Genomic DNA, 25,321 nt, shown 5'->3' with positions numbered 1-25,321 from the left:
CCTCAGCGGCCAAACCGACCTCACCGTGTCACTCCTCGTTCTCGAGCTCGACGCGAACCTCGGGGGTGATGTCGAGGTTCGTGTAAACGTTCTGCACGTCGTCCGAGTCCTCGAGCGCGTCGATCAGGCGGAACACCTTGCGGGCCGTCTCAGCGTCGGCCTCGACCTGCAGCGAGGCGACGAACTCGACATCGGCGGAGTCGTAGTCGATACCCGCCTCCTGCAGGGCGGAGCGTGCCGGCACCAGTTCGCTCGGCTCGACCCGCACCTCGAAGCTCTCGCCGTGGTCGAGCACGTCGTCGACCCCGAAATCGAGGACCGCTCCAAGCACGTCGTCCTCGGTGACGCTCTCGCCGTGCGGCACTGAGATGACGCCCTTCCTTGCGAAGTTGTACGCGACGCTGCCCGGGTCGGCCATCGTGCCCCCGTTGCGGGTCATCGCGGTGCGCACGTCGGCTGCCGCGCGGTTCTTGTTGTCGGTCAGGCACTCGACGAGCAGCGCGATGCCGTTCGGGCCGTACGCCTCGTACATGATGGTCGTGTAGTCGATGACCTCGCCGGTGAGGCCCGCACCGCGCTTGATCGCGCGGTCGATGTTGTCGTTGGGCACCGAGGTCTTCTTTGCCTTCTGCACGGCATCGACGAGCGTCGGATTGCCGGAGAGGTCGGCGCCGCCGATCTTGGCGGCCACCTCGATGTTCTTGATCAGCTTGGCGAAGGACTTCGCGCGGCGCGAGTCCTTGATCGCCTTCTGGTGCTTGGTCGTGGCCCACTTGGAATGCCCGGACACGGTGCTCCCTCGGAAATCTCGTTGCGTGCGACCCCCGAGGGCGCCGCTGATGGCAGGGGCCAGTCTATTCGAGAGCCGGTCCCCGCCCGGCTCTCCGCAGCCGGCCGGGCGAGGTGAGTGCGGAGGAGCGCGGTGTGCAGCAGATCGGATCAACGGGGGTCTGCACGGCGCACAAGCTCCTCCACAGGCTGTTAGCGGCGGTGAGTTCTCCCGTTGGGGCGATCTCACCGGGTCGATGTCGGCGTTCCCTGGTTCATTACAGATATGGGATGGACGACGAGCGCGGAGGCGTCGGAGACGGCGCTCAAGGAGGTGCGGGCGCGGGCGGATCGCGCGTCCGCGCTCGCCCGCTCCGCCGCGCCCATCCTGCTCGGGGCCGCGGACGAACTGTACGCGAGCTACACCGCCGCACTCGCCCGACCTGAGTCCTTCGCCCGAGGTCGCAGCCTCTCGCGGAGCGAGGCGGGCGACCTCGTGGAGCGGTCGATCCGCGCCGAGTTGGCGGTCTCGCTGGGAGTCTCCGAGCGTGTCGCGGCTCGAGAGCTCGAGCAGGCGCGGCTGTTGGCAGAAGATCTGCCCCGCACCCGCGCAGCGCTTGCAGAGGCGCGAATCCGGTGGGAGGCCGGGCAGGTGATCTGCGGAGTCGCGCGGACCCTGCCTGCCGATTCCCGGGCCGCGTTCGACCAGCGGGCGGCCGATGCGGCCGTCTCGCTGACGCCTACACGCCTGCGGAGTTTTGTCGCCCAGTTACGGGACGAGGTGCACGAGGAGCCGCTCGCCGAACGGCACGCTCGCGCCCGCGACGACCGGAGTGTCTGGGTCGGCGCTGACGCCGACGGAATGGCTACGCTGTGTGCCCGACTGCCGGCGCCCGTCGCACTCGGAGCGTTCATTCGGCTCGACCGCATCGCCCGGGCCCTCCGCGAGAACGCAAGCACCCGCGGGCAGGAGCGCGACGCGGAGGCTCGCACGATGCCGCAGCTGCGTGCCGATGCCCTCGCTGATCTGCTCTGCGACGGCGACGTCTCAGGGACGACACCCGGCGGCGACGAACTCGACACAACCTTCGTGCCCGGCGTGCGCGCTGAGGTCCGCCTGACCCTTCCCGCCCGGACCGCCGCCGGACTTGACGACGCCCCGGCACACCTGGACGGATACGGACTGATCCCTGCTGTCCTCGCTCGCGAACTCGCGGGCGTTGCGACCTCGTTCACCCGGGTCCTGACGGATCCGGTCACCGGTGCGGTCCTCTCGGTCGGGCGCACCCTTCGCGTACCGCCACCGCGTATGCGGCTCCACCTTCAGCTGCGGGACGTGACCTGTCGCTTCCCCGGTTGCACCCGGCCTGCGTCGACCACCGAGGCAGACCACGCGCTCGAGTGGCGCAATGGCGGCGAGACGGCCCTCCGCAATCTCCTCAGCCTCTGCGTCGCCCACCACCACGTCCGACACGGCGATCGCTGGACCTACGTCCTCCACGCCGACGGCACAGCCGACTGGACCACCCCGACCGGCCGCCGCGTCACCACCCGGCCGCCTGCTCTGCCCGGCGCTCCCCCGCGCGCGCGCCCTCCCCTCGTCGACACCCCTCCCCCCCTGTAATCCGGCGACCCTTGTGCCCCGCCACCCCAGCCCGCTAGCGGAGCAGCCGCGACAGCACGCGGTCGGCGAGGACCTTGCCGCCGGTCTGGCAGGTCGGGCAGTACTGGAGCGTGGAGTCGTGGAAGATCACCTGCCGGACGGTGTCGCCACAGACCGGACAGGCTTCGCCAGTGCGGCCGTGGACACGCATCCCTAGCTTTTTCTCCCGCTTGAGGTCGGCGGCGTGCAGGCCCTCAGCGCGAGCGAGCGCCTCCTCCAGGGTGTAGCGGAGCGCGGAGTAGAGACGGTCGAGCTCGTCGACGGTGAGCGCCGCGGGTTTGAACGGAGACATTCCCGCGACGTGCAGGATCTCGTCGGAGTAGGCATTGCCGATGCCGGCGATGCGCGACTGGTCGCGGAGAACGCCCTTCAGCTGCGCCCGGCCCGCGGTGGCGAGGATCGCGCCGAAGATCTCCTTCGTGAAAGCCGGATCGAGCGGGTCGGGCCCCAGGCGGGCGACGCCCGGCACATCGAGCGGGTCGGCGACGATCGAGAGCGCCAGGCTCTTCTTCGTGCCTGCCTCCGTTACATCGAAGCCCGACCCGTCGTCGAGGGTCAACCGCGCGGCTAGCGGACCGCGGCCCGGCTTCACCGGAGCCGTCGGTCGCTCCGGACGCCAGCGAACCCAGCCGGCGCGGGCCAGGTGCAGCAGGACGTGCGCGTCTCCGACGGCGAGGTCGAGGAGCTTGCCGTGCCGCGTCACGCCGTGCACGATCTCGCCGGCCAGGGCCGAGGGTGGGATCGCCACCGTCTTCAGCGCGGAGATCGCGAACACGTCGAGCCGTCCGAGCGTACGTCCGCTGAGACGCGCATTCAGGTCGAGCGTGAGCGCCTGGACCTCGGGGAGTTCGGGCATGCGACCACCCTGCCGCGCACCCCCGACCCCGTCCACCCCTGACCAGCGGATTCGCGAGCGCCTCAGGCGCCGAAGCGCGTCGCTGCGACCTTCCGCAGGAACAGCTCGTGGAAGCGGTAGTCGCCGGTGATCTCCGGATGAAAGGCCGTGCCGAGCAGAGCGCCCTGCTCTACCGCGACCACGCGACCGTCGGCCACGCTCGCGAGCGCCGTCGCCCGCTCCCCCAGCTCCTCCACGACCGGTGCCCGGATGAAGACTGCGTGCACAGGAGGATCACCGATCACCGGCACGTCCAGATCGGTTTCGAAGGAGTCGAGCTGATTGCCGAACGCGTTCCTGCGGACCGACACGTCCAGGCCGCCGAAACTGCGCTGGCCGTCGATCCGGTCGAGTACCCGATCGGCGAGCATGATCAGCCCGGCGCAGGTCCCGTAGACGGGCAGGCCCGCCTCGATCGCGTCGGCCACCGGCTCGGCGAGTCCGAAGAGCCGCGAGAGCTTGTCCATCACCGTCGATTCGCCGCCCGGGATGACCAGACCGGCGACGGACGCGAGCTCCTCTGGACGACGCACCAGCACCACCTCGGCGCCAAGCTCGCGCAGGACGTGGGCGTGCTCTCGGAAGTCCCCCTGCAATGCAAGGACACCGACGCGGAGGCCCTCGAGGGACTCCCGCATCAGTCCTCCGCCGACCGGCGCCGTGTCCCGGCTACCAGCCACGCTCGGCGAGACGGTGCGGCGCGGGCACGTCGGCCACATTGATGCCGACCATCGCCTCGCCTAGGCCGCGCGACGCCTCCGCGACGACTTTCGCGTCGTCGAAGAAGGTGGTCGCCTTCACGATGGCGGCCGCGCGCTTGGCAGGCTCGCCCGACTTGAAGACGCCGGAGCCGACGAACACGCCGTCAGCCCCCAGCTGCATCATCAGCGCCGCATCGGCCGGAGTCGCGACTCCGCCGGCAGTGAAGAGGACGACGGGGAGCGTGCCGGTGCGCGCGATCTCGACGACCAAGTCGTACGGCGCCTGCAGTTCCTTGGCCGCGACGTAGAGCTCGTCCTTCGTCATTGCAGCGAGGCGGTTGACCTCGGCCGAGATGGTACGGATGTGTTTGGTCGCCTCGGAGACGTCGCCCGTGCCGGCCTCACCCTTCGAGCGGATCATGGCCGCGCCCTCGGTGATGCGGCGCAACGCCTCGCCCAGGTTGGTCGCGCCGCAGACGAAGGGGACGGTGAAGTTCCACTTATCGATGTGGTTCACGTAGTCGGCAGGCGAGAGGACCTCGGACTCGTCGATGTAGTCGACGCCGAGCTCCTGCAGGATCTGCGCCTCGACGAAGTGGCCGATACGCGCCTTCGCCATGACGGGGATCGAGACGGCCGAGACGATGCCGTCGATCAGGTCGGGGTCGCTCATCCGCGCGACTCCGCCCTGCGAGCGGATGTCGGCGGGGACCCGCTCGAGCGCCATGACGGCGACCGCGCCGGCGTCCTCGGCGATCCGGGCCTGCTCGGCGTTGACGACGTCCATGATCACGCCGCCCTTGAGCATCTCGGCGAGACCGCGCTTGACGCGGCTCGAACCGAACTGCTCCGAGGCGGACGAGGACGAAGTGGTGGTGTCGGTCATGTTCGCGAGTCCTGTTCTATGCGGCGTCCCAGTCTACCGGGGCGGCCGGACCTACCGGGTCGGCCAGGCCGACGCGAGGCTCGCCCGGACGTCGCCGAGCAGCTGCGGGAGCGCCTTCGTGCGGGCGATGATCGGGAAAAAGTTGGCGTCGGTCGCCCAGCGCGGGACCACGTGCTGGTGCAAGTGCGCGGCGATCCCGGCTCCGGCGACCGCGCCCTGGTTCATTCCGAGGTTGAAGCCGTCGTTGTTCGACACCGAGCGGACAACGCGCATGGCCGTCTGGGTGAGCGACCCGACCTCGGCCACTTCCTCCGGGGTGGCCTCGTCGTAGAGCGGGATGTGCCGGTACGGGCAGACCAGGAGGTGACCGGAGTTGTACGGGAACAGGTTCAGCAGCACGTAGGCGTGCTCCCCGCGGGCCACGATCAGGGCCTCCTCATCGCTCAGCGTGGGAGCCACGCAGAAGGGGCAGTCGTCGGCGCCGGGCTGTCCCTTCTGGATGTAGACCATGCGGTGCGGCGTCCACAGCCGCTGGAACTCATCGGGCACGCCCGCGAGGTGCGCGGAGCCCTCCGCTCCGTCAGGCACGAGGTCAGGCACGAGGTCGGGCACGCTCAGACCTGCGCCTTCGTGGCGACGGCCTCGCGGATGCGCGCGACGGCGTCAGCGACCGGGATCCCGTTCTCCTGCGTGCCGTCCCGGAATCGGAAGCTGACGGCTCCGGCGTCGCGGTCCTTCTCGCCCACGATCATCTGGAACGGCACCTTCTGCAGCGTGGCGTTACGGATTTTCTTCTGCATCCGGTCGCTGGAGTAGTCGATCTCGGCGCGGATCCCGGAGCGCCTGAGCTCGCCGACGACCTCCTCGAGGTAGGGCAGGTACTCGTCGGCGATCGGGATCCCCACGACCTGCACCGGCGACAGCCAGACCGGGAACGCGCCCGCGTAGTGCTCGGTGAGAATGGCGAAAAAGCGCTCGATCGAGCCGAAGAGCGCGCGGTGGATCATCACGGGACGCTTCTTCGATCCGTCCGACGCGGTGTACTCGAGCTCGAAGCGCTCAGGCTGGTTGAAGTCGAGCTGGATCGTGGACATCTGCCAGGTGCGGCCGATGGCGTCGCGCGCCTGCACCGAGATCTTCGGACCGTAGAACGCCGCTCCCCCCGGATCGGGCACCAACTCGAGGCCGGAAGCGACGGCGACCGCGCGCAGCGAGGCGATCGCCTCCTCCCACTGCTCGGGCGCGCCGACGAACTTCGGGTTGCCCTCTTCATTGGTGGAGAGCTCGAGGTAGAAGTCGTCGAGGCCGTAGTCGCGCAGTACCTGCAGTACGAACTCCAGGTTGCGGGTCAGCTCGGCCGGCACGTCCTCCTGCGCGACGTAGATGTGGGCATCGTCCTGGGTGAGGCCGCGGACGCGGGTGAGGCCCTGGAGGGTGCCGCTCTTCTCGTAGCGGTACACCGTGCCGAACTCGGCCAGCCGCAGCGGCAGCTCGCGGTAGCTGCGGCCGCGCGAGCGGAAGATCAGGTTGTGGAACGGGCAGTTCATGGGCTTGAGGTAGTAGTCCTGGCCCTGGCGCGTGACGTTGCCGTCCTCGTCCTGCAGCTCGTCGAGGTGCATCGGGGGGAACATTCCCTCGGAGTACCACTGCAGGTGCCCGCTGGTCAGGAACAGGTCGCCCTTGGTGATGTGCGGCGTGTAGACGAGCTCGTAGCCGTGAGCGAGCAGCTGCTCGCGCATGTATTGCTCGATCTCGTAGCGGATGATCCCGCCCCTGGGGTGGAACACGGCCAGACCGGAGCCGATCTCGTCCGGGAACGAGAACAGGTCGAGCTCGTGGCCGAGCTTGCGGTGGTCGCGGCGGGCCGCCTCCTTGAGCCGGGCCTGGTACTCGCGCAGCTCGTCCTTCGTGGGCCAGGCAGTGCCGTACACGCGCTGGAGCTGGGGGTTCTTCTCGGAGCCGCGCCAGTACGCCGCCGCATTGCGGGTCAGGGCGTAGCCGTTGCCGATCATGCGGGTGTTGGGCAGGTGCGGGCCGCGGCAGAGGTCCTTCCACACCGTCTCGCCCGAGCGCGGGTCGACGTTGTCGTAGATGGTCAGCTCGGCGCCGCCGACCTCGACGCTCTCGTCTTCGGCTCCCCCGCCCTTGATGCCGATCAGTTCGAGCTTGTAGGGCTCGCCGGCGAGCTCGGCGCGCGCCTGCTCCTCGCTGACGACGCGGCGGACGAACCGCTGGCCCTGGCGCACGATGCGGTCCATCGCCTTCTCGAGCGCCTTCATCGCCTCGGGCGTGAAGGGCTCCTCGACGTCGAAGTCGTAGTAGAAGCCGTCGGTGACGGGCGGGCCGATGCCCAGCTTCGCCTCCGGATTGATCTGTTGCACGGCCTGCGCGAGCACGTGAGCGGTGGAGTGCCGGAGGATGTTCAGACCGTCGGGCGAGGAGATCAGCACCGGCTCGATGCGGTCGCCGGGGACGACGTCGGCGGCGAGGTCCTTGAGCTCACCGTTGACGCGGATCGCGACCACGGCCCGGTCGGTGAAGTGCGTGAATCCCGTGCCCGCCTCGGTGACGACCGAGTGGGATTCGTTCTCTGCGGGATTCGACAGTTCGTTCGACACGTGCGGGCACTCCTCGGGCTCGGCTGACCCCTCGACTGTAGTCGGCGGCGGCCACTCCCCGAGCGCGTCGGGAGTCAGCTCGTAGGCGCAGCAGACGGAGTGCTCCGACCCGGTGGAGGCGCCGAACGGGGGGATGGCGTGGCGCGAAGGATCGCCGTGGCCGCACCGGTGCCACGGGCGACGGGGTCGGCGGACATCCGCTTGCCGAAGAGCTGATCGGCACCGCTCTAGAATCAGCGCATGCCAGACGACTCCGCCCCACTGCCCGCGCCCGGGTGGTATCCGCACCCGGCCGATCTCGGCTCAGAGCTCTACTGGGACGGTGCAGCGTGGACCGACCGGTCCCGCCCGTCCTCCTCCGCGCCCGTCCCCGCGTACGGGACGCCCGAGGGCGCCCCGGAGCAGGAGCTCTACGCCTACCCCTCGGCTCCGTCGTCCACGGCCGGGCGCAATCCGATGGCGGTCGCGAGCCTCGTACTCGGCGTCCTGAGCCTGCTCATCAACCCGCTGCTGGTCCCGTCGATCCTGGCCATCGTCTTCTCCGTGCGCGGCCGGGCGGCCGCCGCAGTGGTCGGCGGCGGACGCGGGCTCGCGACGGCGGGACTCGTTACCGGGATCCTCGGCCTGGTGTCTGGCGTGTTCACCTTCGTGACCAACGTCTCGGCCGAACTCTTCGGCCTGGCCGGCTGACCGGGGTGCCGCTGCCGCCGATGCTCCGATGACCGCGCGCCGGAGTGCTCCCTGGCTCGTCGTCCTCGCGGTCGCACTCGCCGCCCTTGTGCTGCGCGGACCGATCGTCGCGGTCGCACCGGTGATCGACGTGGTGCGTGCGGACCTCGCGCTCTCGTCCGGCCAAGCGGGGATCCTCACCAGCATCCCCGTGCTCTGCTTCGCCCTGGCGACCCCACTCGCGCTGCTGGTGATCCGCCGGGTCGGGCCGGACGCCGCCGTCACGGTTACGGTGCTCGGCGTCGCGCTCGGCACGATCGTGCGCTCCATCGGCGATGTCGCGCCGGTCGTCGTGGGGACGATCCTGATCGGCGTGTTCATCACGGTCGGCAATGTCGTCCTCCCCGTCGTGATCCGCCGCGACGTCCCGCCCGAGCGTGTCGACCTGACGACCGGCGTGTACACCGCGGCCCTCAACATCGGGTCCACGATCACCTCGCTCGGGACCGCCCCACTCGCCCTCGCACTCGGCTGGCGTGGCGCCCTGCTCGTCTGGCTCGCGCTGAACGCGCTCGCGCTCGTCGGCTGGCTCCTCGCTGTCGGCTCTCCGGCGGCCCTGCTGCCGGCACCACGCCCCGCCCGCGCCGACCGTGAGTCGCCCGGGCCCGCCCCGCGCATCTTCCGCAGCGCCACCGTCCTCGCGCTCGCCCTGTGCTTCTCGAGCCAGGCGTTCTCGTACTACGGGGTGACCGCCTGGCTGCCGTCGCTGCTGGTCGACCGCAACGGCTTCTCGAGCGCGACGGCCGGTGCGAGCGCCTCCGTGTTTCAGCTCGCCGCGGTCGCCGGCGCGCTCGGCGTGCCGCTCCTGGTGCGCCGGCTGGGGCCGCTGGGCAGCATCGTGCTGGTGGGCCTGCTCTGGTGCACGGTGCCGGCGGGTCTGCTGCTCGCGCCGCAGCTCTGGGCCCTGTGGTGTGTTCTGGGCGGGGCGGCGCAGGGCGGCGGATTCACGGTGGTGTTCGTTCTCGTGGTGCGGCTCTCGCGCTCGGACGGGCACGCGTCACGGCTTTCGGCCACGGTGCAGGGCATCGGCTACGCCGTGGCCGCCACCGCGCCGACCGTCATCGGCTTCGCGCACGACGTGAGCGGGGGCTGGGCGGCGCCGCTGGTGACGGTGCTCGCCGCCACCTGCTCCTTCCTCCTCTTCGGGACGCTCGCCGCGGCGCGCCAGCGCCGGGCGTGACCATCGACACGTCCGATCGGAGAGTCAAGTGAGCCGTTCGAGAACTGTCCGACCCATAGCGTGTCGGCATGGCCGAGAAGAGCACGACCCGCGAGAAGACCGCGCCCGATCCCGACGATGCACGTAAGCCCGATGACGTCACCGACATCACCAAGCGTTCCTGGTTCTACGTCCTCAAGAAGACGGCACGCGAATTCGGAGCCGACCAGTGCACCGATCTGGCTGCCGCGCTCACGTACTACGCCGTCCTCGCACTGTTCCCGGCCCTGCTCGCAATCGTGTCGGTGCTGGGCCTCTTCGGCCAGGCGCAAGCCACGACCGATCTGGTCCTCGACCTGATCGGCACCCTCGCATCCGGCCAGGTCGTCGACCTGCTGCGCGACCCGGTCCAGGCATTGACCAGCTCCTCCGCCGCGGGCCTGGCCTTCGTGACGGGTGTCGTCGGCGCCATGTGGTCCGCCTCCGGCTACGTGGGCGCCTTCGGTCGAGCGATGAACCGGGTCTACCAGATCGACGAGGGCCGTCCCTTCTGGAAGCTCCGCCCGACGATGCTCGGCGTCACTGTCGTGACCGTCGTCCTGATCGTCGTCGCAGCGCTGATCCTGGTGCTCAGCGGGCCTGTCGCGTCGGCCGTCGGCGACGTGGTGGGCCTGGGGCCCGCCGCACTCACCGTCTGGAACATCGCCAAGTGGCCGGTGCTGCTCGTCATCGCGATCGTGATCATCGCGATCCTGTACTACTGGGCGCCCAACATCCGTCAGCCGAAGTTCCGGTGGATCAGCATCGGCTCGATCGTCGCCCTGGCGATCTGGCTGATCGCCTCGACCGGATTTGCGTTCTACGTCGCGAACTTCTCCAACTACAACAAGACCTACGGCTCCCTCGGCGCGGTGATCGTCTTCCTGCTCTGGATCTGGATCACCAACATCGCCCTGCTCTTCGGAGCCGAGTTCGACGCGGAGCTCGAGCGCGGCCGCGAGCTCCAGGCCGGCATCGAGGCGGAGGAGACCGTCCAGCTCCCCCCACGCGACACGGCGGCGAGCGACAAGAAGGCGGCGGCGCACGAGAAGGACGTCCGTGACGGCCGCTGGTTGCGCCTGTCCAGCGAAAACCGCGGCGACGCCGACGACCACGGCGAGGACGCAGAGAAGGACTGAGTCAGGACTCGGCCCTTCAGTCAGCGCAGATGTGCGATCTCGCGCCGAAGATCCACGCCGCCTGAGACTGGATTCCAGCGCAGGGAGCCCTCGGCCACGCAGAAGGAGAGGCCGTCGAGTCGGTCGCGCCAGGCGAGCACCGGATTGGTCCCGCCGTGCAAAATACGCGCCAGTTCAGGGATCCGGAAGCCCTCGAGCGAGGGCCGCCGCGTCAGGTACGGTCCACTCATGCCCCCAGGGTGAGCGGCAGGACTCCGAAGACATCCGCAAGCTGCATCCCGCGCCAATCGGATCCTCCGAGTAGCGCGCCCCTACCCTTTTGGGCGTGCTGGAGCAGCCGCTCCGCGCGCCCGGTGACGAAGGAACCCCCGTGACGCAGAGCGACGACGACCTCGAGCCGGCGCAGCCCGACTTCTCCAGGGAGCAGGAGGGCTACCGGCCCGGCCTGAAGCCCCGACAGCTGCAGATGATCGCCATCGGCGGTGCGATCGGCACCGGTCTCTTCCTCGGCGCGGGCGGACGTCTCGCCTCCGCGGGCCCCTCGCTCGTGGTGGTCTACGCGGTCTGCGGCGGCTTCGCCTACCTCATCCTGCGCGCGCTCGGGGAGCTCGTGCTGCACCGGCCCAGCTCCGGGTCCTTCATTTCCTACGCCCGCGAGTTCCTGGGCGAGAAGGCCGCTTTCGTCGCGGGTTGGATGTACTTCCTGAACTGGGCGATGACAGCGATCGCCGACGTCACCGCGGTGGCCCTCTACGTGAAGTACTGGTCGCTGTTCTCCTCCGTGCCCCAGTGGTTGCTCGCCCTGATCGCCCTGGTCGTGGTGCTCTCGCTCAACCTGGTCTCGGTGAAGGTCTTCGGCGAGCTGGAGTTCTGGTTCGCGCTCATCAAGGTGACCGCACTGGTGGTCTTCCTCGTGATCGGAGTCGTCGTGCTCGCCGCGGGCTGGCCGCTGCAAGCCGGCCCCGTCACGGTCGATCCGGGAATCAGCCTCTGGAAGGACAACGGCGGCGTCCTCCCGGGCGGGCTGATCGCGAGCGTGCTGGTCGTCCAGGGAGTCGTCTTCGCCTACTCGGGCGTGGAGCTGGTGGGCACGGCGGCCGGCGAGACCGCCGAGCCGGCGAAGGTGATCCCTCGGGCGATCAACTCGGTCATCCTGCGCATCGCCGTCTTCTACGTCGGCTCGGTGCTGCTGCTGACCCTGCTCCTGCCCTACACGGCCTACTCGAAGGGCGAGAGTCCGTTCGTTACGTTCTTCAGCTCGCTCGGCGACGGCTCGTCGGGTGAGATCGCCGGCTCGATCATGAACTTCGTCGTCCTGACCGCCGCCCTCTCGAGCATCAACGCCGGGCTCTACTCGACGGGCCGGATCCTGCGCTCGATGGCCCTCAACGGCTCCGCTCCTGCTTTCACGGGGCGGATGAACAAGCAGGGAGTCCCCTACGGCGGCATCCTGCTCACCGCGAGCATCACGCTGGTCGGTATCGTGCTCAACCTCTTCGTTCCGGCGGAAGCGTTCGAGATCGTCCTCAATGTGTCGGCGCTGGGTATCGTCACCGGCTGGGGCATAATCGTCCTCTGCCAGATGCAGCTCCAGCGCTGGGCCGCCGAGGGCCGCCTTCAGCGCCCCTCCTTCCGAATGCCGGGCGCTCCCGTAACCTCGTGGATCACCCTGGCCTTCCTCGTGATCGTCGTCGTCCTGATCGCCGTGGACTTCCCCACGGGCACCTGGACCGTGGGGATCGTCGCCGTGATCGGTGTCCCGGCCCTCTTCGTCGGCTGGAACGTCGCCAAGCCCCGCATCCTGTCCATCGCCGCCGCCCGCGACGGCTTCACGGGCGCCCACCCCGTGATCGCCGCTCGACCCGCCTCCGAAGCCAAACGCGGCGAGAACGAGCGGCGTCGCGAGTAGACGAGGCCAGCGCCACCGCAGGTCGGCGCCGCCGCAGAGAGCGCAAGAGCAGCGTGTCGCCGGCGCTGAGCACGTGCGCGAGGTGCTGCGGGCGCGGCCCGGGGACGTCCCCGTTCGCGAGTCGCCCGGAGTCGCCCGCCTCGAGCGTCGGGCCGACGGTGAGGCGGCACTCGCGACAACGTCGACTCGGAGCCACTCCGCTTCCGTCCCCTCCGCAGAGGGGGCCAGCAATGCCGCGTCGGAGAGATCGCGACCCGGGGGCGAGCGCCCGTCGATACGCGTGCTCACGCCGCCGACGTCGCACTGTGGCGGAGGAAGGCGGGCGCACGCCAGCCGTCGAGTGAGCTCGAGGGTGTGCAGGGTGTTCTTGTTCAGGTCATGGCCGGGGTCGACGGTGATCAGCTCGGGCTCGCTGCGCGGGGCTCCCAGGCTGTGGGCGATCACGAGCTGGGCGGAGGAGGACGCGAGGACACCGAGCATCCCCGGGTCGTGCAGCCCGCTCGTGTCGTTGACCACGCCTGCCCCGGCGGCGATGCTCGCGCGGGCCACCTCGGCCCGCGTGGTGTCCACCGAGACCACCACGTCGCTCCGCTCCGCGATACCCGCCACGACCGGAACGACCCGGTCGAGCTCCTTCTGCACCGAGACGGCCGGGCCGCGCCCGAAGGGCACCCCGCCGATGTCGACCCAGTCGGCGCCGGACTCAGCGGCGCGCACTGCCGCCTGAATCGCGCTGTCCAGAGCGAAGGTGGAATCCCTGTCGTAAAAGGAGTCGGGGGTGCGGTTCACGACCGCCAGGACGGCGACCTGCCGCTCGACGTCGAACTCTCGTCCACCGATGCGCCGCATCGTCCCCGGAGGCTCGAGCGGTCCACCCTCGACGGCGGCGGTGGTCACGCCACGGACGATCCTCGCCACTGTCACCGGGCCGACGACACCGCCGGAGTCTGGAAACGACAGAACCCTCGGCCAGGGGCCGAGGGTTCTCGTGGTGGGCGATACTGGGATCGAACCAGTGACCTCTTCCGTGTCAGGGAAGCGCGCTACCGCTGCGCCAATCGCCCGCTGCTCCCTGCGGAGCTCCTCGTTCGGTGAACGATCGAGGTGGATACGGGATTCGAACCCGTGTAGACGGCTTTGCAGGCCGCTGCCTCGCCTCTCGGCCAATCCACCGTGTACGGGATTCGGTGTCGGCGGCCCGAAGACCGTCCAGGTGGGAGGCGCCCGAGGGGTGCTTTCCCGATGACAACGGCCCGGGGGCCGGTGTTCGAGCGGATGACGAGATTCGAACTCGCGACCCTCACCTTGGCAAGGTGATGCGCTACCGCTGCGCCACATCCGCATGTAGGTCGTGCTGGTGTTGCTGTCGTGCTTGACGCACTGTCGTGCTTGTCCTGTCGTGCTTGTCGCACTGTCTCCCCGGCGCTTTCGCTGACCGGCCCGACCTAGAAGAATGTATACGACGCGAGCGCAGGTTTCCAAATCGAACGGGTACCGATTCTCGGCCCTGGACGGCGATTCCGCGTTTTCCCGAGCGAAACCGGGTTCTCACAGCCCGTTCACCCGGGCGTGGCGGGTGAGCGCGGTGCATCCGGGCCCCGCGGATCCGCTACGATCGACTCTCGGGTCGTCCAGCACGTCCCCATGGGGCGATTGGCGCAGTTGGTAGCGCGCTTCCTTCACACGGAAGAGGTCATCGGTTCGAGTCCGGTATCGCCCACCCTATGATGGGCCGCTCGCACGCTGTCTCCGGCGCGCTCGCCTGGGCCGCGGCAACCTCGGTGCCCGCCGTCGCGGTCTCTTTCGGCCTTGACGGGCTGCCGCTCGAACTGCGCTTAGTCGGTCTCGGGGTCACTGCGGGCTGGGCTTTGGCACCCGATGCCGACCACGCGAGCGCGACCATCTCCCGCTCTGCCCCCGGCGCGTCCCTCCTCACCGCGACCGCCGGCCGCATCAGCGGCGGGCACCGCCACGGGATGCACTCGCTGCTGGCTGTCGCCGTCGTCTGGTACCTGGTGCCGGTGCTCACTGCGCTGCGATTTTCGGTGCCGTTCGTGGGACCGGTCGCCGTCGCAGCCGCCATCACCCTGCCCGCCCTGGCCTTTGCGGCGAAGGCCGTCCGCGCCGCCCCCTCGTGGCCGATCGCCTGGGCCGGAGCGACGGTCGTCACCGTTCTCGTCGTGGCCCTCGCCGACGGCACCTGGGCATGGCTGCGGGTTGCCGCGACCCTGGGCTACCTCGTGCACCTCGCCGGCGACGCTCTCACCACCGAGGGGATCAACTGGCTGTGGCCGTTGCGCGTGCGCCTGCCGCACCGACTCCGCCGCACTCCGCTGCGCCATGTCTGGACCTCCGGCGGCTACGCCGCGCTCCCCGTGCTGGGCTCCGCCGGCTCGTGGCGCGAGACGATTCTGTACTGGCTGATGTGCGCGGCGACCATCGCCATCACCGCCTCCGTCCTCGCGGCCGAGCTGCGCTAGGGCGTGCGGATCGCGCCTCGAGCTTCCCTCCCCGCGCCTGCGACCCCTCGGGGCGCCTCTGCCCGCCTACTCTCACCAGCGACCCGGAGCGACGGTCGGGCAGACCCGACCACCGACACCGGCGCGGGGAAGTGGAGCGACGCGATGAAGATCTTCGCCGCGATGACGGTCAAGGACGAGGCGGACATCGTCGAGGACGTGATCCGTGCCGCGCTGTCCTGGGCGGATCTGGTCCTGGTGATGGACAACGGCAGCACCGACGGGACGTGGGAGGTGCTGGAACGGCTCGCCGCCTCCGAGGAGCGCGTCGTGCTCTGGGGCCGCTTCCTCGGGCGGTTCCGCGACTCGCTCCGTCAGCAGATCTTCGCCGACTTCCGGCACCTCTCGGCGCCGGGCGACTGGTGGTGCCGCCTCGACGCCGACGAGTTCTACCTCGACGACCCGAGGCAGTTCCTCGAGAGCCTGCCCTCCCGCGTCGACCACGTCTTCAGTGCATCGTTCCAGTTCTTCCTCACCGAGGAGGACCTCGCCCGCGAGCGGGAGAGCGGACCGGACCACTCCGCGATGTCCTGGTATCTCTGCAACCACTCCGAGATCCGCTTCGTGCAGCATCGCCCGCGGACGCTCTGGCCGCAGCACACCGTCTGGCCGCTCGGGCTCGCGCATCCCGCGACAACCCGGATCCGGCTGCGGCACTACCAGTATCGGACGGCCCAGCAGGTCCAGGGACGTCTGGCGGTTCGGGCAGCGAGCGGCCCCGACGCCGTGCTCTTCGGGCACGAGAAGGGCTCGGCCGAGCAGTGGTACCGGCGGCGCGGCCTCACCCCGCCGGCCGACCCGGCGCTCCAGGCCGCCCGGGTCGTCCTGACCTCCGAGCTGCAGAACTCCCCGGTGTTCGACCCGACTGCCGCGTATCCCGATCCGCCCCGACGCCGATCGCCGCAGCGGGCACTGGCCGAGAGCGTGATCGCGGCGGCCGAGGCGGTCTCAGCCCCGTTCCTGCGCCGCCTGGGCGACTGATCCGACCAGGTCAGAGCACCTTCCCCGGGTTCATGATTCCCAGCGGGTCGAACACCGCCTTGATGCCCCGCTGCAAGGACATCGAGTCCTCGCCCAGCTCCTGCGCCAGCCAGCGCCGCTTGAGCAGGCCCACGCCGTGTTCGCCCGTGAGCGTCCCGCCCAGGGACAGGGCGGTGCGGAAGAGTTCGGCCGCCGCCGTCCACACCTCCTCGCTCACACCGACGTCGCCCGCGGGCAGCACGAAGTTCGGGTGCAGGTTCCCGTCTCCCGCGTGCGCGACCGTGGGGATGTCGAGCCCCGTGCGCTGTTCTATGCCACGGATCGCCGCGAACATCGCCGGCAATGCGGAGCGGGGCACGCAGACGTCCTCGATCAGCACCCTGCCCTCGGCCTCGAGCGCCGGGTGGAAGGCGCGGCGGACGGCCAGCAGCGCCTCACCCTCCGCCGGATCCCCGGTCGCCTCAGCAACGCCCCCGGACGCGGTGACGATCTCGAGAATCCGCCGCGACTCCTGCATCGCTCCGGCGCCGTCCGCCTGCACGAGCAGGTAGGCCGCGCCGCGGTCCAGCGCCGCGCCGGTGTAGCGCGAGATCGCGGCGAGCGCCGCCTCGTCCATCAGCTCCATGACCGCGGGGCGGAGCCGGGCGGCGGTGATCGCGGCGGAGGCGGCGGCTGCAGCGACCACGCTCGGGAAGTACGCGCCGACGGTGACCATGCCTCCGCTCGGGATCGGCCGCAGCTTCACGGTCGCCTCGACGATCACGCCCAGGGTCCCCTCCGAGCCTGTCAGCAGCGCGGTGAGGTCGTAGCCGGTGACACCCTTCACGCTGCGGCGGCCGGTGCGGAGGAGGCGGCCGTCGGGGAGCACGACAGCGAGGCCGAGCACGGCCTCCCGGGTCACGCCGTACTTGGCGCACAGCAGTCCGCCCGCGTTGGTCGCGATGTTGCCGCCGATACTCGAGATCGCCTTACTCGCGGGATCGGGCGAGAACACGAGTCCGTGCGGGGCCACGGCATCCGAGAGCGCCTGGTTGATCACGCCGGGCTCGACGACCGCCAGCTCGTCCTCCAGCGACACCTCGAGGATCCGGTCCATCGCTGCGGTCGAGAGCACGAGTGCCCCCTCACTCGCGACTCCCCCGGCAGCCAGCCCCGTCCCCGCCCCGCGCGGAACCACCGGGATGCGGTACTGGGTGGCGATACGCAGGGCCGCCTGGACGTCGGCGATGCAGCGCGCCGTGACGAGCGCGAGAGCACGCCCCTGTGCGGCGTAGCCCGATTTGTCTGTGTGCACCCCCTCGAACTCCGGCCCCTCGGTGAGCACCGCGTCCCCGAGCGTGTCACGCAACAGCCGGAGGATCTCGTGATCGTGCATGATTCGCTCCCTGAGGTCGCGGGCGGGTCCTCCCGATCCTTCCACGGGCGCCCGGTGCGCTCTCAGTCGGCGGTCGCGTACACGCGCAGGCCGAGCGGGACGATACGCACCACGGCCTCATCGAAGCCGTCCCGGGTCCCGTCGAAGCACTCCGTCTCGCCGTCGTGCGCCCACTCGGGGTCGCTCCCCGCAGGCCTGCGCACGGCGACGGTGATCTCCGGCGTGGAGAACGACTCCACCACCGGCGCTCGCCAGCCGGGCACGCGCCCGAGCACCGGAGTGGCCGCGCGGCCGAGGAGGAGCGAGAACGCTCCGCGAGTGCGCGGAGTCCGTCCTGAATGCAGGATGCGCACATCGAGGTGGCCGTCATCGAGCCTGCGCCGCGCCAGCGGAGCAGCAGTGCGAGGGTGCTCCTGGTTCACGCCGACGAAATACGACCAGACGAGCTGCGTGCGCCCGTCGCGCCGGAGCTCGAACGGGTCGGTGCGCCGGACGACCGAAAAGGCCGCGATCACCGCGGCGAGCGGTTTACCGATCCGCTTCTCGCGCGTCTCCCGGGCCGCCACGAACTCGGGGTAGACGCCGATCGAGACCGTGTTCAGCACGGTCACCGGGTCTCCCCCGTCGGCGACCACCTCGGCAACGTCGACGTCTCGGCGCTCGCCGATCGTCGCCGCGTCCAGAGCGTCCTGGACAGTGAGCAGCCCCAGCGCCTTCGCGAAGTGGTTCATCGTTCCACCCGGCAGGACGAGCAGCGTCATCCCCTCGGCACGGGCGAGCGCGGCGCCGACCGAGACGGTGCCGTCTCCGCCGTAGATCCCGAGCACCGTGGGCGGAGCCTCGGTGGCCCGGGCCGCGTGCACCACCTCGGCGAGATCCTCGCCGTCGGCAAGCCGGTGCACCCGCGCCTTCGGGAAGCGTCCACGGATCAGCGGCTCCGGATCGGGCCGGTGCGAGTCTCGTCCCGCGCCGGGGTTCAGCACCACGAGCAGCGCCGCGCCGTCACCGAGCGGGCTGCGGTCCACCGGCGGCCGGATCGAGCGCTCCGAGACCGGAACGCGGCGCGGCTCGGCGGGAAGGACCACCCTGCCCAGGATCGCCACCGCCGCGCCGAGCACTGCGCCGCCGAGTACGTCCGAGAGCCAATGCACGCCCACATGCAGGCGCGAGAACGCGACCGCGGCGGCGAGCGGAGCGACGATCGCACCCGCCCGCGGCGACTCGAGCGCGACTCCCGCGGCGAAGGCGGCGGCGCTCGCCGCATGGCCCGACGGGAAGGACGGCGAGGCCGGCACCGTCGCGAGGCGCCGGCCGACCGGGACGTCGACGAGGAGGGGCCGATCGCCACCGAAGAGCCGCTTACCGACCACGTTCGCGAGAGCGCTGGCAGCGGCCAGTGAGGCGGTCCCGCGCAGGGCCTCGCGCGGTCGACCGGCCAGCAGGAGCAGCACGCCCACGCCGGTCCAGAGCAGGCCGTGGTCGGCGGAGCGGGAGAGCCCGACGAGGGCGGCGTCGATCAGGGGCGAGGAGCGCCGCGCATTCAGACGGCGAGCCGCGCGTGCATCCGCCCGGCGCACGACCCGCGGAACCGTGACGAGTCGGCGGAGCAGGACGGACGGGGGTCGGGTTCCGCGGAGGGCCATACGCTCAGCGTAGGAGGAGGCGCCTCCGCGGTCCCTGGTGCGCAGTCCCTGGTGCGCTGCCCGGGGCTATACCTCGCCGAACCCCGATTCGACCAGGTCGCCGAGCCGACGGACCGCCTCCTGAGCCTCGGGCCCCGTCGCCGAAAGCACTACCTCGTCCCCGCGGTCGAGTCCCAGTGACATCACACCGAGCAGACTCGTGGCGTCCTTGCCGTTGGCATCGATCCGGGCGTCGAAGGTCGCGGCGAGGGTCACGAAGTCGGCCGCGGGACGCGCATGCAGGCCGTTGGGGTTGATCAACCGGACGCGGCGCTGCACCTGCTCGTCGCTCGGCTCGTTCTCGTCGGCCACCGGCACCTCACCCCTGGCCGATTCCGCGGCGGCCAGCACCTCCTCCAGCGGGGCTCCCGTGCCCGCGGCGACGGCGGCCGCTACAGCCCCCTCGACCAGCGGAGCGTCGGCGATCCGCACCCGGGATCGCGCGTCGTCGTCGAGGAATTCCAGCGCCGTCTCGGCCGTCATGATCGCCGAGCCCAGGTCGCAGAGCACGACGACCCCCTCGCCGGAGTCGGCCGCGCCGAGCGCCGCCGTGATGCGCTCGAAGCTGGTGCCGATCCCACCCTCATCCGTCCCGCCGGCCGGCACCAGCGCGACCGTGGCCGCCATCTGCTCCGCGAGCTCGACCAGCCCCTCGGCCAGACGGGCACTGTGCGAGACCAGGACCAGGCCGACGCTCACTCCGCCGCCTCGGCCGCCGCGCGCAGCAGCAGCACTGTCGACACGCTGCCCGGATCGCGGTGCCCGATGGCGCGCTCGCCGAGGTAGCTGGCGCGCCCCTTGCGGGCGACCAACGGATCGGTGGACTCCGCTCCGCTCTGCGCCGCCTCCGCCGCTGCTGCGAGGACCGCTGCGGGGGATGCTCCGCCGTCGGCCGATGCTGTTGCCGCGTCCACCGCCGGCGTCCAGGCGTCGATCATCGTCTTGTCGCCCACCTCGGCCTTGCCGCGGAGAACGATGCCGTCCCGCGCCGCCGCTAGCAGCGCCGCGACATCCGCACCCTCGAGCACGTCCCGGCCCGCGACCGCGCCGGAGGCCTTCAGGAACGCCGTGCCGAACAGCGGACCGGAGGCACCCCCGACGGTCGAGATGAGCGTCGTCGCCACCAGCTTCAGCACGTCCGCCGGTGCCGCCGGCTCGGGCGTCGCCGCCAGCTTCGAGACGACGGCCTGGAAACCGCGGTCCATGTTCTCGCCGTGGTCACCGTCGCCGATCGCTCGGTCGAGCGTGATCAGCTCGACCCGGTGCTCCGCGATCGCCTCGGCGGCGCGACGGATCCACGCCATCGCCCACGCCACGTCGAGCCCGGCCCGCTGTGGCTCCTGCATCGTCGTCTCCTCCTCGTGCGCCGCCTGTGCGGCCCTGGTCCCGATCACGGTGTGCGCGTCGCCCCTCAGCGTCCCCAGCGCAGCGCCGCGGTCTGCACCGGAGTGTCCCACAGCGCGGTGAGCGCGTCGTCGAGCCTCAGCACCGTCAGCGAGAAGCCCTGCATCTCGAGCGACGTCGTGTAGTTGCCGACGAGGCTGCGGGTGACGGTGATCCCCTTCTCGGCCAACGCCTCGGCGGCCCGGCGGTAGGCGAGGTAGAGTTCGATCTGCGGAGTGCCGCCCATTCCGTTCAGCAGGAGCAGCGCGTCGTCGCCGGAGGAGAACGGCAGGTCCTCGAGGAGGGGACCGAGGAGACGGTCGACGATGCGGTCGGCGGGCTCCAGCGCGATCTTCTCGCGGCCGGGCTCCCCGTGGATTCCGATGCCGATCTCGATCTCGTCCTCAGCCAGCTCGAAGCTCGGCTCGCCGGCGTGCGGCACGATGCACGGAGTGAGGGCGACGCCCATCGAGCGCACGTTCGCGATCACCGACTCGGCGATCGACGCCACCTCCTCGAGCGAGTCGCCCCGCTCGGCCGCGGCGCCCGCGATCCGCTCGACGAGCACGGTGCCGGCCACGCCGCGGCGGCCCGCCGTGTACAGGGAGTCCTTGACCGCGACATCGTCATCCACGATCACACTGCGCACCTCGATCCCCTCAGCGGCGGCCAGGTCGGCCGCGGTCTCGAAGTTCAGGACGTCGCCGGTGTAGTTCTTCACGATGTGCAGCACGCCCGCGCCGCCGTCCACGGCCTGCGTCGCCGCGACGATCGGGTCGGGAGTGGGCGAGGTGAAGACGGGGCCGGGCACGGCGGCGTCGAGCATCCCGAACCCGACGAAGCCCGCGTGCAACGGCTCGTGCCCGCTGCCGCCTCCGCTGACGATGCCGACCTTGCCCGAGCGGGGAGCGTCCGCTCGCACCACGAACAGCGGATCGGACACCACCCGGACCAGGTCGGCGTGTGCGAGGCCGAAGCCGACCACCGACTCCGTGACGACGTTCTTCGGGTCGTTGATGAGCTTCTTCATCGAGGTCTCCTCCAGCGTCGCGGCCCACACCATCGCGGACAGCATGTCCACGGTACGCCCCGCGCTCGCGCCTACGGCAGCGGCAGGACCGCGAGCTGCGTCTCGTGCACCCACTCGTCGAGCTTGGCCGTGGCGGTACCGGAGTCGACGGCCTCGGCCGCGCGCTCCATCGACGTATGCAGGCGCTCCAGGATGGGCGTGCGCACCAGATCCGGATCGCGCGCCAGGTCGAACGCCGCGAGGCCCGCAGCAGCATTCAGCAGCACGATGTCGCGCACCGGGCCGCTGTCGCCGGCGAGCACCGAGCGCACCACGCTCGCGTTGTAGGCGGCGTCGCGGCCGCGCAGCTCCTCGATCCGCCCGCGGCGCAGCCCGAGGTCGCGGGGGTCGAGGTCGTGCTCGACGACCGATCCGCGCGACACCTCCCAGATGTGGCTGTGCCCGGTGGTGGTGAGCTCGTCGAGCCCGTCGTCGCCCCGGAACACCAGAGCCGTCGCCCCACGGGTCTGGAACACCCCTACGACCAGCGGTACGCGGTCGAGGTGCGCGACCCCGACCGCGGACGCCTCCGGCCGCGCGGGGTTGCAGAGTGGACCGAGAAAGTTGAAGACGGTCGGCACGCCCAACTCAGCGCGGACCGGTCCGGCATGCTGGAAGCCGGGGTGGAAGAGCGAGGCGAAAACGAACGCGATCCCCGTGCGCCGGAACACCTCAGCGACGCGCTCCGGAGAAAGGGAGAGATCGACTCCGAGGGCTGCGAGCACGTCGGAGGAGCCGGAGGAGGAGGACGCGGCCTTGTTCCCGTGCTTCACGACGGGCGTCCCCGCCGCGGCCGCGATGATCGACGCTGTCGAGGAGATGTTGACGGTGCCGAAGCGGTCCCCGCCCGTCCCGACGATGTCCAGCGCCATCGGATCCACATCCAACGGCACGGCGTGATCGAGAATCGCGTCGCGGAAACCGACGATCTCGTCGACCGTCTCGCCCTTCGCGCGAAGCGCCACCAGCAGCCCTGCGAGCTGCGCCGGGGTGGCCGCGCCCTCCATCACCTGCTCCATCGCCCACGTCGCCTCGGAGACGCTCAGATCGGAGGACTCGAGGAGTGCGCTGAGAACGTGCGGCCAGGACAGGGTTTCCGACATGGCTCCCAGATTATGCGACGAGGATCGCCTCCCGGCTAGTGCGAGTTCGGCGCCGTGCATCGGCCATAATGGTCTGTGTGACGAGCACCTCTCTCTCCCCCACGGCCACCGCGCCCGTAGTGAACCGACCCAACCCGGTCGCGGTCGGAACGATCGTCTGGCTGGGTAGTGAGGTCATGTTCTTCGCGGGCCTCTTCGCGATCTACTTCACCCTGCGCAGCACCTCCCCCGAGCTCTGGGCTGCCGAGACACAGATCCTCAACGTGCCCTACGCGGGCGTGAACACGGTGATCCTCGTGGCCTCCTCCTTCAGCTGCCAGTTCGGCGTGTTCGCCGCCGAGCGGCTTCAGCCGCGCGCGACGGGCCTCAGCCCGTTCAAGTGGGGCATGGTCGAGTGGTTCTTCCTCACCTACGCCCTTGGCGCCGTCTTCGTCTCGGGCCAGGTCCTCGAGTACGCGACCCTCGTCTCCGAGGGCGTCACCCTCTCCAGCAACGCCTACGGCTCCGCCTTCTACCTCACGACCGGCTTCCACGCCCTGCATGTCACCGGCGGCCTCCTCGCGTTCCTCCTCGTGATCGGTCGCGGCTTCGCGGTCAAGAACTTCGGCCACAAGGAGGCGACGAGCGCCATCGTCGTCTCGTACTACTGGCACTTCGTCGACGTCGTCTGGGTCGGCCTCTTCGCCGTCATCTACTTCCTCAAGTGATGCGCTCGCCGATGTCCCACTCCACTCCCGACCCCCGCAGGAAGGACGCCTCGATGGCCTCCCCGAAGACGAAGAGCCGAGCCAAGAAGGGTCGCCGTCACCCGCTCGCGACCCTGGCCCTGATCGCCATCGGCCTCGGGCTCACCGGCGGAACCTACGCGGCTGTCGGCGTCGCCACGTCGGCGTCGGCGGAGACCTCGTCCACCAGTCAGCAGACGATCGACGAGGGCTCCAAGCTCTTCGCCGCCAACTGCGCTACCTGCCACGGCCTCGATGCCGCGGGCACCGACAACGCTCCCTCGCTGATCGGCGTGGGCGCCGCATCCGTCGACTTCCAGGTCGGCACGGGCCGCATGCCCATGCAGATGCACGGCCCGCAGGCGCTCGAGAAGCCGGTCCAGTTCACCGACGAGCAGGTCGGCGAGCTCGCCGCCTACGTCGCATCGCTCGCGCCTGGCCCCGCAATCCCCGAGGGCGAGGTCCTCGACGGGCAGGGCGACTCCGCCAACGGCGCCGAAGGGTTCCGGATCAACTGCGCGATGTGCCACAACGTCGCGGGAGTCGGCGGCGCGCTCACCGGTGGCAAGTTCGCTCCCCAGTTGACCGGTGTGACCGAGGCGCACATCTACGAGGCGATGGTCACCGGCCCGCAGAACATGCCGGTCTTCAACGACCTGAACATCTCGCCCGAGGACAAGCGCGACATCATCTCGTACCTCAAGTACATCGAGGCCAACCCGTCCCCGGGCGGCTTCGCGCTCGGCTCCCTCGGGCCGGTGGCGGAGGGCCTGTTCCTCTGGATCTTCGGCCTCGGAGCCATCGTGGCGCTGACGGTGTGGATCACCGCACGATCCAATTAGACGAGCGCAGCGCCCTGACGGGCGCGACTGACCCACGGCACCGGCTGGTGTCGACACGGCGTGAAAAGGAGAACCATGGCAGAGCACGATGAGGGTGGCACGGACCTCGCCACCTCGTCGGCCACCGGGCACGGGACGGCACCGGCCGGCACCGCGGTCGTGACGCGGGACCGCGTCCAGGACCCGGGCCTCCCGCCGCACCGCCCCCGGATGACCGACCTCGACCCCAGGGTCGAGAAGCGTGCCGAGCGCACGGTGTACACGCTCTTCTACCTCTCCTTCGCGGGATCGATTTTCGCGGTTGCCGCCTATATGGCGTTTCCGATCACGGAGGACGTCGCGTCGGTCCGGTTGAACACGCTGTTCATCGGCCTGGGCATGTCTCTCGCGCTCCTGGGCATTGGCATCGCCGCCGTCCACTGGGGTAAGCAGCTGATGTCGGACCACGAGGGCATCGACATCCGCCACCCCGTCCGTAGCGCGGAACCCACCCGCGCTCGTGCTCTCGAGATCTTCGACCAGTCCGACAAGGAGTCCGGCTTCGGCCGCCGCTCGCTCGTCCGCAACAGCCTGATCGCCTCCCTCGTCGTGTTCCCCCTGCCCGCCGTGATCCTGTTCCGGGGCCTCGGCCCGCAGGACCAGAACCCCGTCGACCTCCTCAAGACCACACTGTGGCGAGAGGGCACGAGGCTCACCCTGGACCCTTCGGGAGCGCCGATCCTCGCATCGGACGTCACCCTGGGATCCGCCTTCCACGTCATCCCGGAGGGCCTCGAGGACGCCGAAGGCAAGCTGGAGGAGAAGGCCAAGGCCGCTGTCCTCCTGATGCGCCTGAAGCCGGAGGACCTCATCGTCAGTGAGGGTCGCGAGACCTGGAACTACGACGGAATCGTCGCCTACTCCAAGATCTGCACGCACGTCGGTTGCCCTGTGGCGCTGTACGAGCAGCAGACCCACCACCTGCTGTGCCCGTGCCACCAGTCGCAATTCGACATCACGCGCGAGGCCGCCGTCATTTTCGGCCCGGCGAAGCGTCCGCTTCCACAGCTCCCCATCACCGTCGACGCCGAGGGTTACCTGGTCGCCAGAAGCGACTTCACGGAGCCCGTCGGTCCGTCCTTCTGGGAGCGATGACT

23 protein-coding genes, 4 tRNA genes and 1 pseudogene are annotated in these 25,321 nt (G+C 70.2%); 11 read left to right on the top strand and 17 right to left on the bottom strand.

What is annotated here, in order from left to right; genetic code table 11:
- Positions 1 to 28: 28 nt before the first annotated feature.
- Positions 29 to 790 carry a YebC/PmpR family DNA-binding transcriptional regulator gene (locus A6122_RS06050; protein WP_068252745.1) on the bottom strand — a complete coding sequence of 254 codons (762 nt, stop codon included), beginning with the start codon at positions 788 to 790 and terminating at the stop codon, positions 29 to 31.
- 264 nt (positions 791 to 1,054) lie between these two features.
- Here A6122_RS06050 and A6122_RS06045 point away from each other — a divergent pair, with 264 nt between their 5' ends.
- Complete coding sequence (locus A6122_RS06045) at positions 1,055 to 2,392, top strand: HNH endonuclease signature motif containing protein (RefSeq protein WP_068252742.1); 1,338 nt, start codon at positions 1,055 to 1,057, stop codon at positions 2,390 to 2,392.
- A 34-nt stretch (positions 2,393 to 2,426) separates the two neighbouring features.
- On the opposite strand, the gene A6122_RS06040 is transcribed toward A6122_RS06045, so the two are convergent.
- The 5 genes from A6122_RS06040 to thrS form a co-directional block, all read right to left on the bottom strand.
- On the bottom strand, positions 2,427 to 3,287 hold the full coding sequence (locus A6122_RS06040) for a DNA-formamidopyrimidine glycosylase family protein (protein WP_068252739.1): 861 nt from the start codon (positions 3,285 to 3,287) through the stop codon (positions 2,427 to 2,429).
- A 62-nt stretch (positions 3,288 to 3,349) separates the two neighbouring features.
- Positions 3,350 to 3,964, bottom strand: coding sequence for a pyridoxal 5'-phosphate synthase glutaminase subunit PdxT (gene pdxT / locus A6122_RS06035; protein ID WP_068252736.1), 615 nt, complete (start codon positions 3,962 to 3,964; stop codon positions 3,350 to 3,352).
- A gap of 31 nt (positions 3,965 to 3,995) precedes the next feature.
- The gene (pdxS, locus tag A6122_RS06030; RefSeq protein ID WP_068252734.1) at positions 3,996 to 4,913 is read right to left on the bottom strand and encodes a pyridoxal 5'-phosphate synthase lyase subunit PdxS; all 918 of its coding nucleotides are present in this window, start codon (positions 4,911 to 4,913) and stop codon (positions 3,996 to 3,998) included.
- A 51-nt stretch (positions 4,914 to 4,964) separates the two neighbouring features.
- Positions 4,965 to 5,525 carry an HIT family protein gene (locus tag A6122_RS06025; RefSeq protein WP_237358243.1) on the bottom strand — a complete coding sequence of 187 codons (561 nt, stop codon included), beginning with the start codon at positions 5,523 to 5,525 and terminating at the stop codon, positions 4,965 to 4,967.
- Positions 5,526 to 5,527: 2 nt separating this feature from the next.
- Positions 5,528 to 7,519, bottom strand: coding sequence for a threonine--tRNA ligase (thrS, locus tag A6122_RS06020; RefSeq protein ID WP_068257161.1), 1,992 nt, complete (start codon positions 7,517 to 7,519; stop codon positions 5,528 to 5,530).
- A gap of 252 nt (positions 7,520 to 7,771) precedes the next feature.
- Between thrS and A6122_RS06015 the strand changes: the two genes are divergently transcribed.
- From A6122_RS06015 to A6122_RS06005, 3 genes are all read left to right on the top strand, one after another.
- The gene (locus A6122_RS06015; RefSeq protein ID WP_068252731.1) at positions 7,772 to 8,221 is read left to right on the top strand and encodes a DUF4190 domain-containing protein; all 450 of its coding nucleotides are present in this window, start codon (positions 7,772 to 7,774) and stop codon (positions 8,219 to 8,221) included.
- 28 nt (positions 8,222 to 8,249) lie between these two features.
- Complete coding sequence (locus tag A6122_RS06010) at positions 8,250 to 9,440, top strand: MFS transporter (RefSeq protein WP_068252728.1); 1,191 nt, start codon at positions 8,250 to 8,252, stop codon at positions 9,438 to 9,440.
- A gap of 68 nt (positions 9,441 to 9,508) precedes the next feature.
- A complete protein-coding gene (locus tag A6122_RS06005; protein WP_068252726.1) occupies positions 9,509 to 10,597 on the top strand; it encodes a YihY/virulence factor BrkB family protein in 1,089 nt (362 codons plus the stop codon).
- 20 nt (positions 10,598 to 10,617) lie between these two features.
- On the opposite strand, the gene A6122_RS06000 is transcribed toward A6122_RS06005, so the two are convergent.
- Entirely contained in the window at positions 10,618 to 10,827 is a 210-nt protein-coding gene (locus A6122_RS06000) for a hypothetical protein (protein ID WP_068252723.1), read from the bottom strand.
- Between the two features lie 140 nt (positions 10,828 to 10,967).
- Here A6122_RS06000 and A6122_RS05995 point away from each other — a divergent pair, with 140 nt between their 5' ends.
- Complete coding sequence (locus A6122_RS05995; protein ID WP_068252720.1) at positions 10,968 to 12,506, top strand: amino acid permease; 1,539 nt, start codon at positions 10,968 to 10,970, stop codon at positions 12,504 to 12,506.
- Positions 12,507 to 12,974: 468 nt separating this feature from the next.
- On the opposite strand, the pseudogene A6122_RS17670 reads toward A6122_RS05995, so the two are convergent.
- The 4 genes and pseudogenes from A6122_RS17670 to A6122_RS05975 form a co-directional block, all read right to left on the bottom strand.
- Positions 12,975 to 13,355 (bottom strand): annotated as a pseudogene (locus tag A6122_RS17670) (dihydropteroate synthase); the annotation flags it as partial.
- Between the two features lie 140 nt (positions 13,356 to 13,495).
- Positions 13,496 to 13,570: transfer RNA gene (locus A6122_RS05985), tRNA-Val, on the bottom strand.
- A gap of 38 nt (positions 13,571 to 13,608) precedes the next feature.
- Positions 13,609 to 13,679: transfer RNA gene (locus A6122_RS05980), tRNA-Cys, on the bottom strand.
- A 97-nt stretch (positions 13,680 to 13,776) separates the two neighbouring features.
- Positions 13,777 to 13,848 (bottom strand) — tRNA-Gly (locus A6122_RS05975).
- 305 nt (positions 13,849 to 14,153) lie between these two features.
- Between A6122_RS05975 and A6122_RS05970 the strand changes: the two genes are divergently transcribed.
- The 3 genes from A6122_RS05970 to A6122_RS05960 all read left to right on the top strand — a co-directional run bounded on the left by A6122_RS05970 (position 14,154) and on the right by A6122_RS05960 (position 16,006).
- Positions 14,154 to 14,226: transfer RNA gene (locus tag A6122_RS05970), tRNA-Val, on the top strand.
- A 4-nt stretch (positions 14,227 to 14,230) separates the two neighbouring features.
- Positions 14,231 to 14,986 (top strand): metal-dependent hydrolase, encoded by a 756-nt coding sequence (locus A6122_RS05965; RefSeq protein WP_068252712.1) that lies wholly within the window; start codon positions 14,231 to 14,233, stop codon positions 14,984 to 14,986.
- Between the two features lie 144 nt (positions 14,987 to 15,130).
- On the top strand, positions 15,131 to 16,006 hold the full coding sequence (locus A6122_RS05960; protein ID WP_068252709.1) for a glycosyltransferase family 2 protein: 876 nt from the start codon (positions 15,131 to 15,133) through the stop codon (positions 16,004 to 16,006).
- A gap of 10 nt (positions 16,007 to 16,016) precedes the next feature.
- Here A6122_RS05960 and A6122_RS05955 read toward each other — a convergent pair whose 3' ends face one another.
- The 6 genes from A6122_RS05955 to trpD all read right to left on the bottom strand — a co-directional run bounded on the left by A6122_RS05955 (position 16,017) and on the right by trpD (position 22,618).
- The gene (locus A6122_RS05955) at positions 16,017 to 17,381 is read right to left on the bottom strand and encodes an FAD-binding oxidoreductase (RefSeq protein ID WP_068252704.1); all 1,365 of its coding nucleotides are present in this window, start codon (positions 17,379 to 17,381) and stop codon (positions 16,017 to 16,019) included.
- A gap of 62 nt (positions 17,382 to 17,443) precedes the next feature.
- Positions 17,444 to 19,024: a bifunctional phosphatase PAP2/diacylglycerol kinase family protein gene (locus A6122_RS05950; protein WP_084415848.1), complete on the bottom strand. Its 1,581-nt coding sequence runs from the start codon at positions 19,022 to 19,024 to the stop codon at positions 17,444 to 17,446.
- A 66-nt stretch (positions 19,025 to 19,090) separates the two neighbouring features.
- The gene (gene dhaM, locus A6122_RS05945; protein ID WP_068252701.1) at positions 19,091 to 19,762 is read right to left on the bottom strand and encodes a dihydroxyacetone kinase phosphoryl donor subunit DhaM; all 672 of its coding nucleotides are present in this window, start codon (positions 19,760 to 19,762) and stop codon (positions 19,091 to 19,093) included.
- Positions 19,759 to 20,409 carry a dihydroxyacetone kinase subunit DhaL gene (gene dhaL / locus A6122_RS05940; RefSeq protein ID WP_068257152.1) on the bottom strand — a complete coding sequence of 217 codons (651 nt, stop codon included), beginning with the start codon at positions 20,407 to 20,409 and terminating at the stop codon, positions 19,759 to 19,761. The genes dhaM and dhaL overlap by 4 nt, the downstream gene beginning before the upstream one ends.
- A gap of 65 nt (positions 20,410 to 20,474) precedes the next feature.
- Complete coding sequence (gene dhaK / locus A6122_RS05935) at positions 20,475 to 21,476, bottom strand: dihydroxyacetone kinase subunit DhaK (RefSeq protein ID WP_068257149.1); 1,002 nt, start codon at positions 21,474 to 21,476, stop codon at positions 20,475 to 20,477.
- 71 nt (positions 21,477 to 21,547) lie between these two features.
- On the bottom strand, positions 21,548 to 22,618 hold the full coding sequence (trpD, locus tag A6122_RS05930; protein WP_068252698.1) for an anthranilate phosphoribosyltransferase: 1,071 nt from the start codon (positions 22,616 to 22,618) through the stop codon (positions 21,548 to 21,550).
- 68 nt (positions 22,619 to 22,686) lie between these two features.
- Here trpD and ctaE point away from each other — a divergent pair, with 68 nt between their 5' ends.
- The 3 genes from ctaE to qcrA all read left to right on the top strand — a co-directional run bounded on the left by ctaE (position 22,687) and on the right by qcrA (position 25,319).
- Positions 22,687 to 23,325, top strand: a complete 639-nt coding sequence (ctaE, locus tag A6122_RS05925) for an aa3-type cytochrome oxidase subunit III (RefSeq protein WP_068252695.1) — start codon at positions 22,687 to 22,689, stop codon at positions 23,323 to 23,325.
- Positions 23,326 to 23,378: 53 nt separating this feature from the next.
- On the top strand, positions 23,379 to 24,185 hold the full coding sequence (gene qcrC, locus A6122_RS05920; RefSeq protein ID WP_068252692.1) for a cytochrome bc1 complex diheme cytochrome c subunit: 807 nt from the start codon (positions 23,379 to 23,381) through the stop codon (positions 24,183 to 24,185).
- A 75-nt stretch (positions 24,186 to 24,260) separates the two neighbouring features.
- Positions 24,261 to 25,319, top strand: coding sequence for a cytochrome bc1 complex Rieske iron-sulfur subunit (qcrA, locus tag A6122_RS05915; RefSeq protein WP_068252690.1), 1,059 nt, complete (start codon positions 24,261 to 24,263; stop codon positions 25,317 to 25,319).
- Positions 25,320 to 25,321: the final 2 nt, after the last annotated feature.

It is taken from the genome of Rathayibacter tritici (genome assembly GCF_001641005.1).
Taxonomy (GTDB): domain Bacteria; phylum Actinomycetota; class Actinomycetes; order Actinomycetales; family Microbacteriaceae; genus Rathayibacter; species Rathayibacter tritici.
The sequence above is the reverse complement of the archived record's forward strand: the minus strand, read 5'-3'. Positions and strand labels throughout refer to the sequence as shown.

What these genes read in the sequence shown, in the direction of transcription:
- A6122_RS06045 (WP_068252742.1), top strand. Translation starts at nt 1,055, where the DNA reads ATGGGATGGACGACGAGCGCGGAGGCGTCGGAGACGGCGCTCAAGGAG.
- A6122_RS06040 (WP_068252739.1), bottom strand. Translation starts at nt 3,287, where the DNA reads ATGCCCGAACTCCCCGAGGTCCAGGCGCTCACGCTCGACCTGAATGCG.
- pdxT (WP_068252736.1), bottom strand. Translation starts at nt 3,964, where the DNA reads ATGCGGGAGTCCCTCGAGGGCCTCCGCGTCGGTGTCCTTGCATTGCAG.
- pdxS (WP_068252734.1), bottom strand. Translation starts at nt 4,913, where the DNA reads ATGACCGACACCACCACTTCGTCCTCGTCCGCCTCGGAGCAGTTCGGT.
- A6122_RS06015 (WP_068252731.1), top strand. Translation starts at nt 7,772, where the DNA reads ATGCCAGACGACTCCGCCCCACTGCCCGCGCCCGGGTGGTATCCGCAC.
- A6122_RS06010 (WP_068252728.1), top strand. Translation starts at nt 8,250, where the DNA reads ATGACCGCGCGCCGGAGTGCTCCCTGGCTCGTCGTCCTCGCGGTCGCA.
- A6122_RS06005 (WP_068252726.1), top strand. Translation starts at nt 9,509, where the DNA reads ATGGCCGAGAAGAGCACGACCCGCGAGAAGACCGCGCCCGATCCCGAC.
- A6122_RS06000 (WP_068252723.1), bottom strand. Translation starts at nt 10,827, where the DNA reads ATGAGTGGACCGTACCTGACGCGGCGGCCCTCGCTCGAGGGCTTCCGG.
- A6122_RS05965 (WP_068252712.1), top strand. Translation starts at nt 14,231, where the DNA reads ATGATGGGCCGCTCGCACGCTGTCTCCGGCGCGCTCGCCTGGGCCGCG.
- A6122_RS05960 (WP_068252709.1), top strand. Translation starts at nt 15,131, where the DNA reads ATGAAGATCTTCGCCGCGATGACGGTCAAGGACGAGGCGGACATCGTC.
- A6122_RS05955 (WP_068252704.1), bottom strand. Translation starts at nt 17,381, where the DNA reads ATGCACGATCACGAGATCCTCCGGCTGTTGCGTGACACGCTCGGGGAC.
- A6122_RS05950 (WP_084415848.1), bottom strand. Translation starts at nt 19,024, where the DNA reads ATGGCCCTCCGCGGAACCCGACCCCCGTCCGTCCTGCTCCGCCGACTC.
- dhaL (WP_068257152.1), bottom strand. Translation starts at nt 20,409, where the DNA reads ATGCAGGAGCCACAGCGGGCCGGGCTCGACGTGGCGTGGGCGATGGCG.
- dhaK (WP_068257149.1), bottom strand. Translation starts at nt 21,476, where the DNA reads ATGAAGAAGCTCATCAACGACCCGAAGAACGTCGTCACGGAGTCGGTG.
- trpD (WP_068252698.1), bottom strand. Translation starts at nt 22,618, where the DNA reads ATGTCGGAAACCCTGTCCTGGCCGCACGTTCTCAGCGCACTCCTCGAG.
- ctaE (WP_068252695.1), top strand. Translation starts at nt 22,687, where the DNA reads ATGGTCTGTGTGACGAGCACCTCTCTCTCCCCCACGGCCACCGCGCCC.
- qcrC (WP_068252692.1), top strand. Translation starts at nt 23,379, where the DNA reads ATGGCCTCCCCGAAGACGAAGAGCCGAGCCAAGAAGGGTCGCCGTCAC.
- qcrA (WP_068252690.1), top strand. Translation starts at nt 24,261, where the DNA reads ATGGCAGAGCACGATGAGGGTGGCACGGACCTCGCCACCTCGTCGGCC.